At 67.3% G+C, this 15,303-nt stretch carries 12 protein-coding genes; 5 read left to right on the top strand and 7 right to left on the bottom strand.

Annotated elements, in window-relative coordinates:
- Positions 1-101 precede the first annotated feature (101 nt).
- The 4 genes from AC07SQ_RS20040 to AC07SQ_RS20025 all read right to left on the bottom strand — a co-directional run bounded on the left by AC07SQ_RS20040 (position 102) and on the right by AC07SQ_RS20025 (position 4,571).
- Complete coding sequence (locus tag AC07SQ_RS20040) at positions 102-1,658, bottom strand: polyamine aminopropyltransferase (RefSeq protein WP_492730114.1); 1,557 nt, start codon at positions 1,656-1,658, stop codon at positions 102-104.
- Complete coding sequence (locus AC07SQ_RS20035; RefSeq protein ID WP_062473571.1) at positions 1,655-1,873, bottom strand: DUF350 domain-containing protein; 219 nt, start codon at positions 1,871-1,873, stop codon at positions 1,655-1,657. The genes AC07SQ_RS20040 and AC07SQ_RS20035 overlap by 4 nt, the downstream gene beginning before the upstream one ends.
- A 60-nt stretch (positions 1,874-1,933) precedes the next feature.
- Positions 1,934-3,415 carry a DUF4178 domain-containing protein gene (locus AC07SQ_RS20030; RefSeq protein ID WP_495272624.1) on the bottom strand — a complete coding sequence of 494 codons (1,482 nt, stop codon included), beginning with the start codon at positions 3,413-3,415 and terminating at the stop codon, positions 1,934-1,936.
- A 106-nt stretch (positions 3,416-3,521) separates the two neighbouring features.
- Complete coding sequence (locus AC07SQ_RS20025) at positions 3,522-4,571, bottom strand: SPFH domain-containing protein (protein WP_101490731.1); 1,050 nt, start codon at positions 4,569-4,571, stop codon at positions 3,522-3,524.
- 176 nt (positions 4,572-4,747) lie between these two features.
- Between AC07SQ_RS20025 and AC07SQ_RS20020 the strand changes: the two genes are divergently transcribed.
- From AC07SQ_RS20020 to AC07SQ_RS20010, 3 genes are all read left to right on the top strand, one after another.
- Positions 4,748-7,096 (top strand): NADP-dependent malic enzyme, encoded by a 2,349-nt coding sequence (locus AC07SQ_RS20020; protein WP_070063343.1) that lies wholly within the window; start codon positions 4,748-4,750, stop codon positions 7,094-7,096.
- Between the two features lie 180 nt (positions 7,097-7,276).
- Positions 7,277-7,690 carry a guanyl-specific ribonuclease gene (locus AC07SQ_RS20015; RefSeq protein WP_056574987.1) on the top strand — a complete coding sequence of 138 codons (414 nt, stop codon included), beginning with the start codon at positions 7,277-7,279 and terminating at the stop codon, positions 7,688-7,690.
- 50 nt (positions 7,691-7,740) lie between these two features.
- Entirely contained in the window at positions 7,741-8,166 is a 426-nt protein-coding gene (locus tag AC07SQ_RS20010; protein WP_095747788.1) for a barstar family protein, read from the top strand.
- 286 nt (positions 8,167-8,452) lie between these two features.
- Here the strand turns inward: AC07SQ_RS20010 and rsmA are convergent, their stop codons facing one another.
- The 3 genes from rsmA to AC07SQ_RS19995 are packed head-to-tail and all read right to left on the bottom strand — an operon-like array spanning position 8,453 to position 13,261.
- A complete protein-coding gene (rsmA, locus tag AC07SQ_RS20005; RefSeq protein WP_139702942.1) occupies positions 8,453-9,220 on the bottom strand; it encodes a 16S rRNA (adenine(1518)-N(6)/adenine(1519)-N(6))-dimethyltransferase RsmA in 768 nt (255 codons plus the stop codon).
- Positions 9,221-9,246: 26 nt separating this feature from the next.
- Positions 9,247-10,650 (bottom strand): peptidylprolyl isomerase, encoded by a 1,404-nt coding sequence (locus AC07SQ_RS20000; protein WP_062473582.1) that lies wholly within the window; start codon positions 10,648-10,650, stop codon positions 9,247-9,249.
- A gap of 19 nt (positions 10,651-10,669) precedes the next feature.
- On the bottom strand, positions 10,670-13,261 hold the full coding sequence (locus AC07SQ_RS19995; RefSeq protein ID WP_159274211.1) for an LPS-assembly protein LptD: 2,592 nt from the start codon (positions 13,259-13,261) through the stop codon (positions 10,670-10,672).
- A gap of 132 nt (positions 13,262-13,393) precedes the next feature.
- Here AC07SQ_RS19995 and AC07SQ_RS19990 point away from each other — a divergent pair, with 132 nt between their 5' ends.
- Positions 13,394-14,491, top strand: coding sequence for an aminoglycoside phosphotransferase family protein (locus AC07SQ_RS19990; protein ID WP_495272623.1), 1,098 nt, complete (start codon positions 13,394-13,396; stop codon positions 14,489-14,491).
- 79 nt (positions 14,492-14,570) lie between these two features.
- The gene (locus AC07SQ_RS19985) at positions 14,571-15,302 is read left to right on the top strand and encodes a 16S rRNA (uracil(1498)-N(3))-methyltransferase (RefSeq protein WP_495272622.1); all 732 of its coding nucleotides are present in this window, start codon (positions 14,571-14,573) and stop codon (positions 15,300-15,302) included.
- Position 15,303: the final 1 nt, after the last annotated feature.

The following is a 15,303-nucleotide window of genomic DNA, read 5'->3' as shown; positions in this document are numbered from 1 at the left end:
GTGGAACACCGCGGAACCGGCTTTGCCGGGCCGCAGGTGTTGCCCCCGGCAGGGGGTTGGCGAAGCGACACGAAGTGCGCGCAGCCTGGGGGCGAGCCATATCAGTGCGCCATGACCTTGCCCCACTCCTGTTCGTAGGTGGTGACAAGGGTCTGGTTCGACAGGCGGTTCACTTCGGTCGGCACGCGTGCCATGTCGAGCGGAAAGTCGAACATCAAAGGCAGCGTCGCCGGCGTGAGAAAGCGCATGCCGCCCGGCAGCGCGTCGGGCTGCCGGTAGGGCCGGTGGCTCGCGATGATGTAGCCCCACTCGCCGAAGCTGGGCACGTGCGCGTGGTACGGCGTGGCCTTCAGGCCGACCGACTCGATCGTGCTTGCCACGGTCCAGTAGCTCTTGCGCGCCACCAGCGGCGAGGTGGTCTGGATCACGGCGTAGCCGCTGGCCGACAGGCGCCGGTCGAGCAGCGCGTAGAAGCTGTTGGTGTAGAGCTTGCCGATGGCGAAGTTGGTCGGATCGGGAAAGTCGACCACGATGACGTCGAAGGTGTCGCCCTCCTGCTGCAGCCACTGGAACGCGTCGGTGTTGACGACCTTCACCTTCGGCGACGACAACGCGTGCCCGTTGAGCGCGGCCAGCGTCTCGTGCGTGGTGAAGAGCTGCGTCATGTTCGGATCGAGCTCCACCAGCGTGACCGACTCGACCGACGGGTACTTGAGAACTTCGCGCACCGCCATGCCGTCGCCGCCGCCGAGCACGGCGACTTTCTTGGGCGCGCCGTGCGCGGCCATCGCGGGGTGCACCAGCGCCTCGTGGTAGCGGTACTCGTCGCGCTCGGCGAACTGCAGGTTGCCGTTGAGGAACAGCCGGTGGCCCAGCGCGCCGCGCGTGACCACGATGCGCTGGTAGGGCGAGCTGGCGCTGAAGACGATGCGGTCCTGGTAGAACTTGTCTTCCGCCAGCGTGGTGATGTGGTCGGCGCCCCAGAAGGCGCCGATGAGCGCGGCCAGCGTCAGGAAGCAGGCCACCGCGTGCGCGCCGGCGCGGCGCAGCTCATGGCGGAACAGCCACAGCGCCCACACGGCCACCGCGGCGTTCATCACCCCGAACAGCAGGCCGGTGCGGATCATGCCCAGCTGCGGCACGAGGATCAGCGGGAACGCGACCGACACGGCAAGCGCGCCCAGGTAGTCGAAGGTCAGCACCTGCGACACGAGGTCCTTGAGCACGATGTTGCGCTTGAGGATGCGCATCACCAGCGGAATCTCGAGCCCCACCAGCGTGCCCACCACCACCACGAGGCCGTACAGCAGCAGCCGGAACGCGCCCGGCACGTAGGCGTTGGCCAGGAACAGGATCGCCGGCAGCGCGCCGCCGATCAGCGCCACGAGCAGTTCGATGCGAAGGAAGTGCGCCGGCAGCTGCCGGTCGAAGTAGCGCGAGAGCCACGAGCCGACGCCCATGGCGAACAGGTAGGTGCCGATGATGGTGCTGAACTGCAGCACCGAGTCGCCGAGCAGGTAGGAGCTCAGCGCGGCCGCGCTCAGTTCGTAGACGAGGCCGCAGGCCGCGACGACGAACACGCTGGCGAGCAGCGCGATCTCCACGGGTTGCGGCCCCCGCGCATCCGGGGTGCGCGCGGGCAGGGCCGCGTCGCTCAATGGATTGCTGCGGCCACGATGACGCTGATGCCCAGGCACATGGCGGCCACGACGAGAGCCAGCGCCCTGTTCTGCTTCTCGACGATCTCGCCCCACAGGTCATAGGGGGTGATCTTGTCGATGATCAGAAAGCAGATCCAGAAGACCACCACGCCGATCAGCGCATACACGAGCGATCCGAGGACCACGCCCGGTTTCAGCCATTCAATTCCCATGGGGACCTCCAGTCGTAGCAATAAAGAGAGAAACAAGAGAGCGCCTGCGCGCGATCTTCGTCATTTGTGGCCGCCGCCGCTCGAGTAGCCGCCGTACGAACCGCCCGAGCTGCGGTACCCGCTCGAGGAGCCGCCGCTGCAGTTGCTCATCATGATCAGGACAAAGAGGATGACCACGATGACGAGGATGATCGTGCCGCAGCCCATGCCCGACGCGGCGCTCACAGGCAGCGCGTCGCCGCGCGAGAACAGGTCCTTCTTGGCGTCGAGCTTGAAGGCCGTGGCCACCGCGCCGCTGTCGATCTTGCTGCCCGAGGACCACGTCAGCTCGTTGGCCGAGCGTTCCATCGAGAGCAGCGCGCCGCCGCTGGCGAAGTCGCGGTTGAAGGTTTTCTGCCCGCGCTCGACCTGCCAGTAGAACTCGCCGGCCACGTAGGTGGTCTCGGCGTTGTAGGCGTACTGCTGCTGGTAGCGCTTGTTGAGGTAGGTGGCGGTGTTGCCGTTCTCGGCCATCACGGGCGCGCCGGTGGTCGGCTTGACCATGCTCCAGCCGTCTTCGGCATCGACCAGGAAGCTGAAGCCGCGCTTCTTGTTGTACAGCAGGTACTCGTCCCAGCCGAACTGCTCGTCGTCGCCGGGCTCCTGGCCCATGCGGTGCTGGAAGCCCACCACCTGCCACTGCGCGCCCTGCAGCTGGCCTACGCTGCCCAGCGCGATGAGCGGGCGCACCGGCTCGTTCTGCTCGGCGTGCTTGAGCTCGCCGCCGATGCCTTGCGACAGGTCGATGATGCTGTTGCACGAGCCACAGGTGATGCTCTTGCTGTCGGCCAGGTTGACCGTGACGGGCGAGCCGCAATTCGGGCAGTTGAAGCTGCGGCCCTTCTCGTCCTTCGCGGATTCGTCGCGCAGGCCAGTGAGCTGCAGGTCGTCCAGCTGCACCGAGCGGCCGAGGTACGCGGTGGGCGGGGCGGTGCCGTAGTCGATGCTGAGCACCAGCCCCTTGTCGTTGCGCAGTTCGACCATCGCGAACGCTTGGCCGAGCTCGGGCAGGTGCGGCAACTCGCCCTGCGCGGAGGTCAGCGCCACCTGTTCGTTGGAGGCGACGGTGTAGCTCTGGCCGGCGAAGGCGGTGGTGGCGCCCACGCGCAGGTCGCCCGGCGGCGGCGCGGCGCGCTGCAGGTCGAAAGGCAGCGCAAAGACGTAGGCGCCGTTGTCCTCGCTGAGGACGCCGGTGCGGTCGCCGTCGAGCGCGGCGATCCACTCGGTCCAGCGCCCGCCGGGGTAGGTGTACTGCAGGCGGCCGATCAGCGTGAAGGGCTTGTCCTGGATGCGGCCGGCGGCGAACAGCTGCAGCGGGCTGAAGTCGTCGAACAGCTCGGCCATCTTGCCGGTGCGCGCGAGCGTGTCGCCCTGGCGCACGACGGTGCTCTGGCAATAGGGACAGACCGCGTGCGTCGATTGCGCCGAGCGGAATTCGACCGGCGCGCCGCAGCCGGGGCAGGGCGCGCGGTAGTAGCGTTGGGAGCCGGTTTCCTCAGCCATGGCGCACCGGGTGCGATGGCGCGGCCGGCCACGAATGATTCAAGCCCAAAAGGCCTCTGACGCCCGCTGGGCGGGCGTCAGTCGCTATCGAAAACATTGCGACGAATCAGACGAGCTTTTTCAGCAGTTCGGCCTTCTTGGCGTCGAACTCTTCTTGCGTGAGGATGCCCTTGGTCTTGAGTTCGCCGAGCTTCTCGAGCGTGGTCATCACGTCGGCGGCGCTCACCACGGCCACGGCCGGCTGCTGCGTTGTGGCCGCGGCCTGGGCTGCCGCATTGGGGCTCAGGCCCTGTGCGAGGTTCTGCGCCAGCACCTGGCCGAGCGCCACACCGGCGCCCAAGCCCATCGCGTCGCCCGCGATGCCGCCGCCACCGGCTGCGCCTTCGGCGAACTTGGGAATGGCCTGCGCCGTCTGGTACTGCATGAACTTGCCCATGTCGTTGCCGACCATGCCCATGCCGATCTTCTGGTCGAGGATCTTCTGCAGCTCTTCAGGCAGCGAGACGTTCTGGACCGTGATGTTCTCGAGCTTGATGCCGATCTTTTCGAACTCGGGCACCAGCTGGGTGGCCAGCGCGGTCGCGAACTGGATCTGGTTGGCCGCCAGGTCGAGGAAGGGCAGGCCGCTGGAGGCGATGGCGTTGCTGATGTTCTGCAGCACCAGGCCGCGCAGCTGGCCGTCGAGGTCGGCCACGGAGTAGATGTCGCGCGTGCCGGAGATTTCGGTGTGGAACAGCTTCGGGTCGCCGATGCGGAAGCTGTAGTTGCCGAAGGCGCGCAGGCGCACGGCGCCGAAGTCCTTGTCGCGGATCGTGATCGGCTGGGGCGTGCCCCACTTCTGGTCGACCTGCTGGCGGGTGCTGAAGAAATAGACGTCGCTCTTGAAGGGGGATTCGAAGAGCTTGTCCCAGTTCTTCAGGTACGTGAGCACGGGCAGCGTCTGCGTCGTGAGCTTGTACATGCCCGGGCCGAACACGTCGGCCACCTGGCCTTCGTTGACGAACACCGCCATCTGCGACTCGCGCACGGTGAGCGAGGCGCCGTTCTGGATTTCCATCTCGGCCATCGGGAAACGCCAGGCCAGCGTGCCATCGCCGGACTCGGTCCACTGGATGATGTCGATGAACTGTTTCTTGATGAAATCCATCAGGGCCATGGTCGTTCCTCTCGAGATGTTGTCGGTTTGTGTCCCAGCCACACATATTGCCACAGGGCCTTGACGGTGCCCCGTGCTTTTGGTCATGCCTGCCACCGGCCATGCGGCGTAGGGCGGTATGGACCGAGGTCTACAATCGGCGCCCCCAGAAGAAGCGCCACCAGGAGCAACGGCACATGTCCGATTCGACCGCATCGTCCCCTTCGACCCCCACCCCGGAAGACAAGCGCGCCCTGTTGCGCCGTGCCGCCCTCGAGTACCACGAGTTTCCCGTCCCCGGCAAGATCGCCATCGCGGCGACCAAGCAGATGGTCAACCAGCGCGACCTGTCGCTGGCCTACTCGCCCGGCGTGGCCGCGCCCTGCGAGGAAATCGTCAAGGACCCGGCCAACGCCTTCAAGTACACCTCGCGCGGCAACCTCGTGGGTGTCATTTCCAACGGCACCGCCGTGCTGGGCCTGGGCGACATCGGCCCGCTGGCCTCCAAGCCGGTGATGGAAGGCAAGGGCGTTCTCTTCAAGAAATTCGCCGGCGTCGACGTGTTCGACATCGAGATCGACGAGAAGGACCCGGTCAAGCTGGTCGAGATCATCGCCTCGCTGGAGCCCACCTTCGGCGCCATCAACCTGGAAGACATCAAGGCCCCGGACTGCTTCTACGTCGAGCGCGAGCTGCGCAAGCGCATGAAGATCCCGGTGTTCCACGACGACCAGCACGGCACGGCCATCACCGTGGCGGCCGCCATGCTGAACGGCCTGAAGGTGGCCGGCAAGAACATCGCCGAAGTGAAGCTGGTCACCTCGGGCGCGGGCGCCGCGGCGCTGGCCTGCCTGAACCTGCTGCTCAAGGTGGGCCTGAAGCGCGAAAACGTGTTCGTCACCGACCTGGCCGGCGTGGTCTACGAAGGCCGCGAAGAGCTGATGGACGACGACAAGCGCCAATACATGCAGAAAACCGACATGCGCAAGCTGTCGGAAGTGATCGCCGGCGCCGATGTGTTCCTCGGCCTGTCGGCCGGCGGCGTGCTCAAGCCTGACATGGTCGCGAAGATGGCGCCCAAACCGGTGATCTTCGCGCTGGCCAACCCGAATCCCGAGATCGCGCCCGAGGACGCCCATGCGGTGCGTAACGACGTGATCATGGCCACGGGCCGCACCGACTACCCGAACCAGGTCAACAACGTCCTGTGCTTCCCGTACATCTTCCGCGGCGCGCTCGATTCGGGCGCGACCACCATCACCGACGAGATGGAGATTGCCGCGGTGCACGCCATCGCCGAGCTGGCCCAGGCCGAGCAGAGCGAGCGTGTGGCCGCCGCCTACGCCGGTGAAAAGCTGAGCTTCGGCCCCGAATACCTGATTCCGAAGCCCTTCGACCCGCGCCTGATGATGAAGATCGCGCCGGCCGTGGCCAAGGCGGCCGAGGAAAGCGGCGTGGCGCTGCGCCCGATCAAGGACCTGGACGCCTACCGCGACAAGCTGCAGAGCTTCGTCTACGCCTCGGGCACCACCATGAAGCCGATCTTCGACGCCGCCAAGCGCGCACCGAAGAAGCGCGTGGCCTACTGCGAAGGCGAGGAAGAGCGCGTGCTGCGCGCCGCGCAGATCGTGGTGGACGAAGGCCTGGCGCGCCCGACGCTCATTGGCCGTCCGGCCATCATCGCCCAGCGCATCGAGAAATTCGGCCTGCGCCTGAAGGAAGAGCTCGACTACGACGTCGTCAACGTCGAGCAGGACCACCGCTACCGCGACTTCTGGCAGACCTACCACCGCATGACCGAGCGCAAGGGCCAGACGGTGCAGACCGCCAAGATCGAGATGCGCCGGCGCCTCACGCTGATCGGCGCGATGCTGCTGCACAAGGGCGAGGTCGACGGCATGATCTGCGGCACCTGGGGCACCACGCTGATCCACCTGCACTACATCGACCAGGTGATCGGCAAGCGCCCCGGCGGCTGCGCCAGCACCCCGCAGGACGTGCCCGTGTACGCCTGCATGAACGGCCTGCTGCTGCCCGACCGCCAGGTGTTCCTGGTCGACACGCACGTCAACTACGACCCGACGCCCGAAGAGCTGGCCGAGATCACGACCATGGCGGCCGAGGAAATGATGCGTTTCGGCCTCAAGCCGAAGGCCGCGCTGCTGTCGCACTCCAACTTCGGCACCAGCAACGAGCCCAGCGCCGTCAAGATGCGCAAGACGCTCGACCTGCTGCGCGTACAGGCGCCCTGGCTCGAGGTGGACGGCGAAATGCACGGCGACGTGGCCCTGGACAGCAAGCAGCGCGCGGTCGTCATGCCGCACAGCGCGCTCGCGGGCGACGCCAACCTGCTGGTGTTCCCCAACATCGACGCCGCCAACATTTCTTACAACCTGCTCAAGACCGCGGCCGGCGGCAACATCGCCATCGGCCCGGTTCTGCTCGGCGCGGCCAAACCTGTGCACATTCTCACGGCGAGCGCGACTGTTCGCCGCATCGTGAACATGACAGCCTTGACAGTGGCCGACGCAAACGCCGAGAGATAGGCCATTTGGCGAGAGTGGACGCCAACTTAAGGCGTCGCCTTCTGCCCCCGCGACTGCTCAAACTTTGGGCAGTCGCTTGCTATTTTCGCCAGCGTGGTGCACACTCGCGGGCTTGAATTTGCGGGTTAACCCCGAGGTTGAGCGCAATTCAAACCCCCCGCTCTTTTCTTGTGGTGCCCCATGGCGGCTTACGCCTCGATCACGTCCTCTGTCACTAAGTTTGCGCTCACCAGCTTGATGCTGGTGGCACTGACGACGGGGGCCGAGGCCCGCGGATGGTTCGGCGCCGACAAAACGTCCTCCGAGGCATCGATTGCCCTGACCGATCTGCCGGTCCAGGGCCAGCGAACCTACCAGGCCATCCTTGACGGTGGCCCCTTCCGGTACGACAAAGACGGCACGGTATTCGGCAATCGCGAACGCATCCTGCCAGCGGCACGCCGCGGGCATTACCGCGAGTACACGGTGCCAACGCCCGGCGCGCGCAACCGCGGTGCCCGGCGGATCGTTTGCGGTGGCGAGCAGCGCACGGCGCCCGAAGCCTGCTGGTACACGGCGGACCACTATGCGAGTTTCAGACGGATTGCGCCATGAGCGATGACAACGACCTGAGCGGCGCCCCGAAGCGCCCCGACGAGATGATGATGACTATGGAAAGACCAGCGGATATGACCTTATCCCTTCGAGCCGTACGCCCGAACATCGTGCAATCGATCCGCGCGTTCCGCGTGAACGACCTGCAGGATGCCGCCAACGCGGCCGGCCAGCACTTCCTGTACGCCAACCTGGGCAACGCCCAGACCAAGCAGGACGTGCTCGACCTGATTGCCCAGCAGTTCACCTTCCCGGCGCACTTCGGCAAGAACTTCGACGCGCTGTACGACTGCATGACCGACCCGTTGCATAAATCGGGCCCGCAGCCTGGTTTCGTCATCGTGCTCGAACAAATCCCGGCCAACGCCAAGTTCGACAAGGAAGCGCGTGAGCAACTGCTCGACATCTTCCGCGACGCTTCGGACTACTGGGGCGATCGCAAGGTCCCGTTCCGCTGCTTCTATTCTTTTCTGTAGCCCGTTCTGCATCCACCAGCCAAGCAGAACGGGCGAACGAGGCTCAGCCCACCGCTGAAACCCTCGATGGCATCGAAGTCAACACCACCGCCACGGCAGCCGCCGCGGCCACGCCCGCCGCCAGCACCGAGCCGGCCGGCGAGAAAATGCCGACCGACAAGCTCGTCGACGTGTCGCCCCTGGCGCTGCGCATGAGCAGCCCCTTCAACGCGGGGTACTGGCTGGCAGCTGCGTAACTGCAACCGCTCGCCGCCACAAAAAAAAGCCCGTCATCGACGGGCTTTTTTCATGGGGGAACGGCCTGGGCCAGTGCAACGTATTCGGCCACCGGCACCTCCTCGGCCCGGCGCTGGATGTCGAACTCGCCGGTGAAGCCGTGCTCCCCCAGCCACTTGCCCAGCGTGTGCCGCAGGATCTTGCGGCGCTGGCTGAAGGCCACCTGCACGATCTCGCCGAGCCGCGCCGCATCGACCGCCGGCGGCTGCGCGAGCGGCACCATGCGCACCACGGCGCTGTCGACACGCGGGGGCGGGTCGAAGCTCTCGGGCGGCACGAACAGCACGTTCTCCATGTCGTAGCGCCACTGCAGCATCACGCTCAGGCGGCTGTAGTCCGACGTGGCGGGCCGGGCCACCATGCGGTCGATCACTTCCTTTTGCAGCATGAAGTGCTGGTCGGCGATCAGGTGGGCATAGCCCAGCAGGTGGAACAGGATCGGCGTCGAGATGTTGTAAGGCAGGTTGCCCACCACGCGCAGCGGTTTCGGTTCGGCCTTGGCGGCGAGTTCGGCGAAGTCGACCTTGAGCACATCCGACTCGATGACGTCCAGCTGCGGATGCTCGCGCAGCCGCTTGGCCAGGTCGCGGTCGAGCTCGATGACCGTCAGGCGGCCGAGCCGCTCGACCAGCGGCTGCGTGAGCGCCGCCAGCCCCGGCCCGATCTCGACCATCGCATCGCCGGGCTGCGGCGCGATCGCCTGCACGATCCCGTCGATGATCCCGCCGTCGGACAGGAAGTGCTGTCCGAACCGCTTTCTTGCAATGTGCTGTGCCATCGCGACCTAAGACGCTGCCGCGGCCATCAGGACTGCGGCGTCTCGCGGTATTCGACGTAAGCGCGCGCGCGCACTTCCTGCACCCAGGTGGTGAAGGCTTCTTCGACGCGCTGTTCGCGCAGCGCGGCACGCGCGGCTTCGCGCTGCTCCGACTGGCTCAGCTTGGCTTCGCGGCGGCCGACCACCTGGATCAGGTGGACGCCGAAGCGCGACACCACGGGGTCGCTGATCTGGCCCGGCGTGAGCCGGTCCATGGCTTCCTCGAACTCGGGCACGAACTGGCCGGGGCGCGACCAGCCGAGGTCGCCGCCTTCCTTGGCGCTCGCGTCCTGCGAGTTGTCGCGCGCCAGGCCGGCGAAGTCGGCGGTGCCGGCCTGCACGCGGCGCTTGAATTCCTGCAGCTGGGCCACCGCCTGCGCGGTCGTGCGCTTGGGGTCGTTCAGCAGCAGGATGTGGCGCACCTGGGTCTGGGTGATGGACGCATCCGACGAGCCCACCTGCGCCTTGGTCAGCACCTTGAGCACGTGGAAGCCGGCGCCCGAGCGCACGGGCCCGGCGATGCCGTTCACCGCGGTCGATTGCGTGGCCTCGACGAACACCGGCGGGTAGCGGTCGGCGCTGCGCAGGCCGAGCGCGCCGCCGTTGGCGCGGTCGGGCGAATCGGAGTTTTCGCGCACCAGCTTGGCGAAGTCTTCGCCGCTGCGCGCGCGCTGTGCGAGGTCGGTGGCCTTCTTCTGTGCGGTCGCGACCTGCGCCTCGGTGGCGTTCTCGGGCACGGCCACCAGCAGCTGGGCGATGTTGAGGTTGAGCAGGGCGTTGTTCTTGACGGCGCTCTCGCGCTGGTCGCGCAGGTACTCGTCGGCCTCGGTGTCGCTGATCTTGACCTTGGACTCGACCTCGCGGTCGCGCAGGCGCGTGAGCAGCAGCTGGTCGCGCAGGTCGTTGCGGAATTCGCGCGGCGAGATGCCTTCGGCCGCGACGCGGCTGCGCAGTTCGGTGAGGCTGATCTCGTTCTGGCGGGCCACGGTCTGCTCGGCCTGGTCGATCGCCACGTCATCGACCTTGATGCCGTTTTCCTTCGCCAGCTGCAGCTGCGCACGCTCGGTGATCAGGCGCTCCAGCACAAGGCGCGTGAGCTCGGCGCGCGGCACGCGCTCGGCGTCCGGGTTCTCGCGGATCAGGCGCGTGACACGCGACTGCACCTCGGTGTTGGTGATGGGCTCGGAGTTGACCAGCGCCACGATGTACTCGGCCGCGCGCTGCACCGGCGCCGCCGCGGGACCGGCCGGGCGCGCCGCCGGCGGCACGATCCGGGGACCGGCACGCATGATGTCCGTGATGCCGCTGCCGGAACGAAAGCCCTGTGCGCCGGCCGTTGCGGCGATGGCCGCAAGGCAACCCAGGGTGATGAGGGAACGGATGTGTTTCATGGCGTGAACGGTCGTCGTTTCAGTCGTAATTGGTGAAGCGGCTCGGCGCTTCGGTCGGTTGACGCAGCGGCTGGTAGCGCTGGATGTTCTGTCGCAGCGCCTGCATCGGACTCGATCCGATGCTGGAGAACCCGACGAATTCGAGCTGGAACATGATGCGGGTGTTGGCCGTCACCTGGCCGGTGGTGATGCGCTGCAGCACCACACGGCTGATCCAGCAGCAGCCGTCGTACTCGACCCCGAGCACGCCGTCCGTGAGCTTCTTGTCCTGCAGGCTGTAGTTCAAGCGACCCACGGCGTACCAGCGTCCACCGCCTTCGCCCTTGCCCGGCCCGAGGTCCTTGCCCTTGTCGCCCCACAGGTCGTTGAGCGGCCATTGCCAGCCGAAGTCGATCGACTTGTTGCCGTCGGTGGCCGTGGGCGTGCTCGGCGCCTGGTAGCGGAAGGCGGCGCTGAGGTTGCGGTACGGGCCCGGGTTGTAGCGCGCGCTGATCGCGCTGCGCGTGGAACGGCGCGAATCGGGGTTGTACTGGAGCAGCGTGTCCAGGCTCCACTTGGGCGTCCAGTTGATCTGGGCGCCCAGCAGCAGATCGCTGGTGCGGTCGGTGACCGGCGCGACGCCCGGCAGCGTGACCTTCTGGTCGGCGAAACGGAAGCGCTGCGCGATGCCGAAGCGCACGGCTTCGACGCCGGTGCCCGGGTCGATCAGGCGGGACGTGACGCCCAGCGTGAGCGCGTTGGTGTCCGAGATGCGGTCCGCGCCCGAGAACGCGTTCTCGGTGTAGATGGTCGCAAAGCTGAAGTCGTTGGCGGCCGAATCGTAGTTCGGCAGCATGCTCTGGTTGCGGTACGGCGTGTACACGTAGTACGCGCGCGGCTCCAGCGTCTGGCGGAAGGCGCGGCCGAAGTAGCTGGCGTCGCGCTCGAAGACCAGGCCGCTGTCCAGGCTGAAGGTCGGCACGACGCGGTTCGACGAGGTCGGGAAGAAGTACAGCTGGCTCGGGTTGTACGGCATCCCGTTCACGTAGTCGATGCCGTTGACCGACACCTTCGGAATGGACGACTGCGGCAGGTAGTAGTTGTACGAGGTCGCGTGCAGCTGCAGCTTGGGGATGACGAAGGAGCTCGGCGTGAGGAACGGCCGGCTGATCGCCGCCTGCGCGAACACGCGGTCGCCGTCGGGCTGCGACTGCTGGATGAGGTCGAAGCCGGGCTGGCCGGCCAGGATGCTGTTGACGCGAAAACGCGAGTAGTCGGTGTTCAGCGAGACGTCGAAACCGTGCCAGTCGTACTTGGCGTAGTTGGCCGTGATCTGCGGCACGCGGTCGTACGAGGGCACGACCGGCGACAGGTTGTACTGCAGCGTCTGGTAGCGCAGGGCGCGCACCGCGCCGCTCCAGTCGCCCTTGGTCCAGTTCAGTGAGGCATCGTTCGGCAGTTGGCGCTGCGCCAGCGTCGGCGTGCGCGTGAAGTCGCGCCAGTAGTCGTTGTCGCTGACGCGGTTGATGTTGAGGCTGGCGGACAGCGAGTCCAGGCCCAGAGCCTTGGCGTCGAAGTCGTGGTGGTGGTTGAGCCACAGGCCCCAGCGCTTGCTGCTGTCGGGCGGCTTGCCGAAGTTCAGGTCCTTGAGCGCGATCTCGCCGTTGTTCAGCTTCTGCAGCTGCTCGGCGCGCGCCTCGTTGTAGCGCTGGCCCACGAGGCGGTCGCTGCCCATCAGGTCCAGGCGGATGCTGCCGCTGTAGTCCTTCTCGAGGTAGCGGAATTCGCTGGCCAGGTTGAGCCCGCGCTTGCTCATCAGCGTGGGCGTGAAGGTGGCGTCGCGGTTGGGCGCGATGTTCCAGTAGTAGGGCTGTGCGACCTCGAAGCCGTTGGTGTTGTCCAGCCCGATGGTGGGCGGCAGCAGGCCGCTCTTGCGCTCGTTGGACAGCGGGAAGGTCACGCGCGGGATCGGCGGCGTCGTGATGCCCATGAAGCTCATGCGCGCATCGATGGCCACGCCCTCGTTTTCCTCGGTGTCGGTGGTCAGCGTGGCGGCGGTCAGCAGCCAGGCCGGCATCCAGCCGGGGAAGTCTTCGCGGCGGCAGGTGGTGTAGCTGGCGCGCCGCGCGATCGAGACGTTGGAGTCGACGAAGTCGATGCGCTCCGCCTCGCCGTGGCCGCCGGTCGCGAGGAAGCGGTAGCGCACGTTGTTGAAGAAGCCCTCGAAGGTCTCGAGCTTGAGCTCCAGCTCGGGGCCCTCGTACACGTTGCCGGCCTGGTTGACCCGCACGTTGCCGGTGGCTTTGGCGCGGTCGTCCGGCTGGTAGTACTCGAGGCGGTCGGCCGTGATGGCGACCGGGCCGCGGCGCAGCGTGGCGTTGCCCTCGACCACGGTCTCGAGGTCGGGGCGACCGGAAATGCGGTCGCCGGTGACGAGGCTGGGCAGCTGGCTGCGTTGCACGGGCGTCAGCGTCTCGGTGAGCAGCGGCGTGCGCTTCAGCGTGAGCGGTCCCTCAAGCACACCGGCTTGCTGGGCAAAGGCGCCATGCGCGTGCAGCAGCGCCAGCGACAGCACGGCCAGTGGCAGCGGCGGGCTCGAACGTCGCAAGGCAGCGCGTGGGGTCGTAGGCATCGATTCGGAACGAAAAATCGTCGGGACGGCGCGGCAAGCCGGCGGGTTGCGGGGTCCGGCAGCCACCCCGCCCGGTCGGATCGACCTCGAGCAGGGGTGCCGCGCCAGGCGGATTTGTAGAATTGATTATCCATGACAGCACCTTCGACCCCGGCGTCCACGACCCCACACCCCGCCCAGGCCATTCTCTGGACAGATCCGCAGCGGGCCGAAGCGTTCCGGGGCTGGCTGGCCGGCATTGCCGACGCCCGGCAACTGCGCCCGGACACCGTCCGGCTGGCCTCGGCCGACGCCAGCTTTCGCCGCTACTTCCGCCTCGACACCACCGACGGCCGCACGCGCATCGTGATGGATGCGCCGCCCGACAAGGAAAACAGCGCCCCCTTCGTGCAGGTGGCGCAGCTGATGACCGAGGCCGGCGTGACGGCGCCGCAGGTGCTCGAATGGGACCGCGACCACGGCTTCCTCCTGCTCGACGACCTGGGCCGCCAGACCATGCTCGACGTGATCGACCCGGCCCGCCCGGACGCCAACCGGCCGCTCTACGACCTGGCCATCGACGCGCTGATCCGCTGGCAGCTGGCCTCCAGGCCCGGCGTGCTGCCACCCTATGACCGGGCCCTGCTCGAGCGCGAACTGGCGCTCTTCCCCGAGTGGTACATCGGCAAGCACCGCGGCGTGGCCGTGGAAGGCCAGCTGAAGGAGCGCCTGGACCGCGCCTTCGCGCTGATCGTCGAGAACAACCTCGCGTCGCCGAGCGTCTACGTGCACCGCGACTTCATGCCCCGCAACCTGATGGTGGGCGACGATGCCGACCAGCCGCTGGGCGTGCTCGACTTCCAGGACGCCGTCTACGGCCCGATCACGTACGACATCGCCAGCCTGATGCGCGACGCCTTCCTGAGCTGGGACGAGGAGTTCGTGCTTGATATCACCATCCGCTACTGGACCGCCGCGCGCAAGGCCGGGCTGCCGGTCGACGAGGACTTCGGCGCCTTCTATCGCGCGGTCGAATGGATGGGTCTTCAGCGCCACCTCAAGGTGGCCGGCATCTTCGCGCGCCTCACGCTGCGCGACGGCAAGCCGCGCTACCTGGCCGACACACCTCGCTTCATCGCTTACATCCGCGCCACCGCCAGCCGCTACATCGAACTGAAGCCGCTGCTGCGCGTGATCGACCAGGTCGAGGGCACCACGGCCGTCACCGGCTTCGCCTACGGCCGAGTCTGAAGAGAAACTGAAAAAAGCCGAAAAAGAAAATCGCTGTAGCGCCCGTACCTCGGGCGCCATCAGCTCCTGATCTCATCGCATGCCCCGTTTTCACTGCTCCGTGCCGCTGACCGCCGGCGCCAGCCTGGCGCTGCCACCGGGCGCCGCGCGCCATGTGCAGGTGCTGCGCATGCAGCCCGGCGACACGCTCACCCTGTTCGACGGCGCGGGCGGCGAGTACGCCGCGACGGTCGAGCGCATGGGCCGCAGCGAGGTCGCGGTGACGGTGGGTACCCACACGCCCATCGAGCGCGAAGCGGCCCGCGCCGTGCACCTCGCGGTCGGCATGCCGGCCAACGAGCGCATGGACTGGCTGGTCGAGAAGGCCACCGAACTCGGCGTGACCAGCATCCAGCCGCTGGCCACGGCGCACGGCGTGCTGCGCCTGTCGGGCGAACGCGCCGAGAAGAAGCGGGCGCACTGGGAAGCCATCGCCGTTGCGGCCTGCGAGCAGTGCGGTCGCAACCGCGTGCCGGTGATCCATCCGGTGCAGTCCTTCGCGGGTTGGCTCGGCGGTGCTGCCGCCGCAGATACGACAACGACGCGACTCGTGCTGAGCCTGGCCGAGGGCACGCGCGCCGTCTCCGCCGTGGCCGCCGAGACACCCACCACGCAACCGGCGCTCGTGCTCAGCGGCCCCGAAGGCGGCCTCAGCGCCACTGAGGAACAGGACGCCATCGCGCGCGGCTTCGCACCGGCCACGCTCGGCGCGCGGGTGCTGCGCGCCGAAACCGCGGCGCTCGCGGCGCTGGTGTCGCTCGTCGGCGCCTGAG

It is taken from the genome of Variovorax sp. GW821-FHT06D12 (assembly GCF_059419205.1).
Note: the sequence above shows the minus strand (reverse complement) of the source record. Positions and strands in the feature narration are given on the sequence as shown.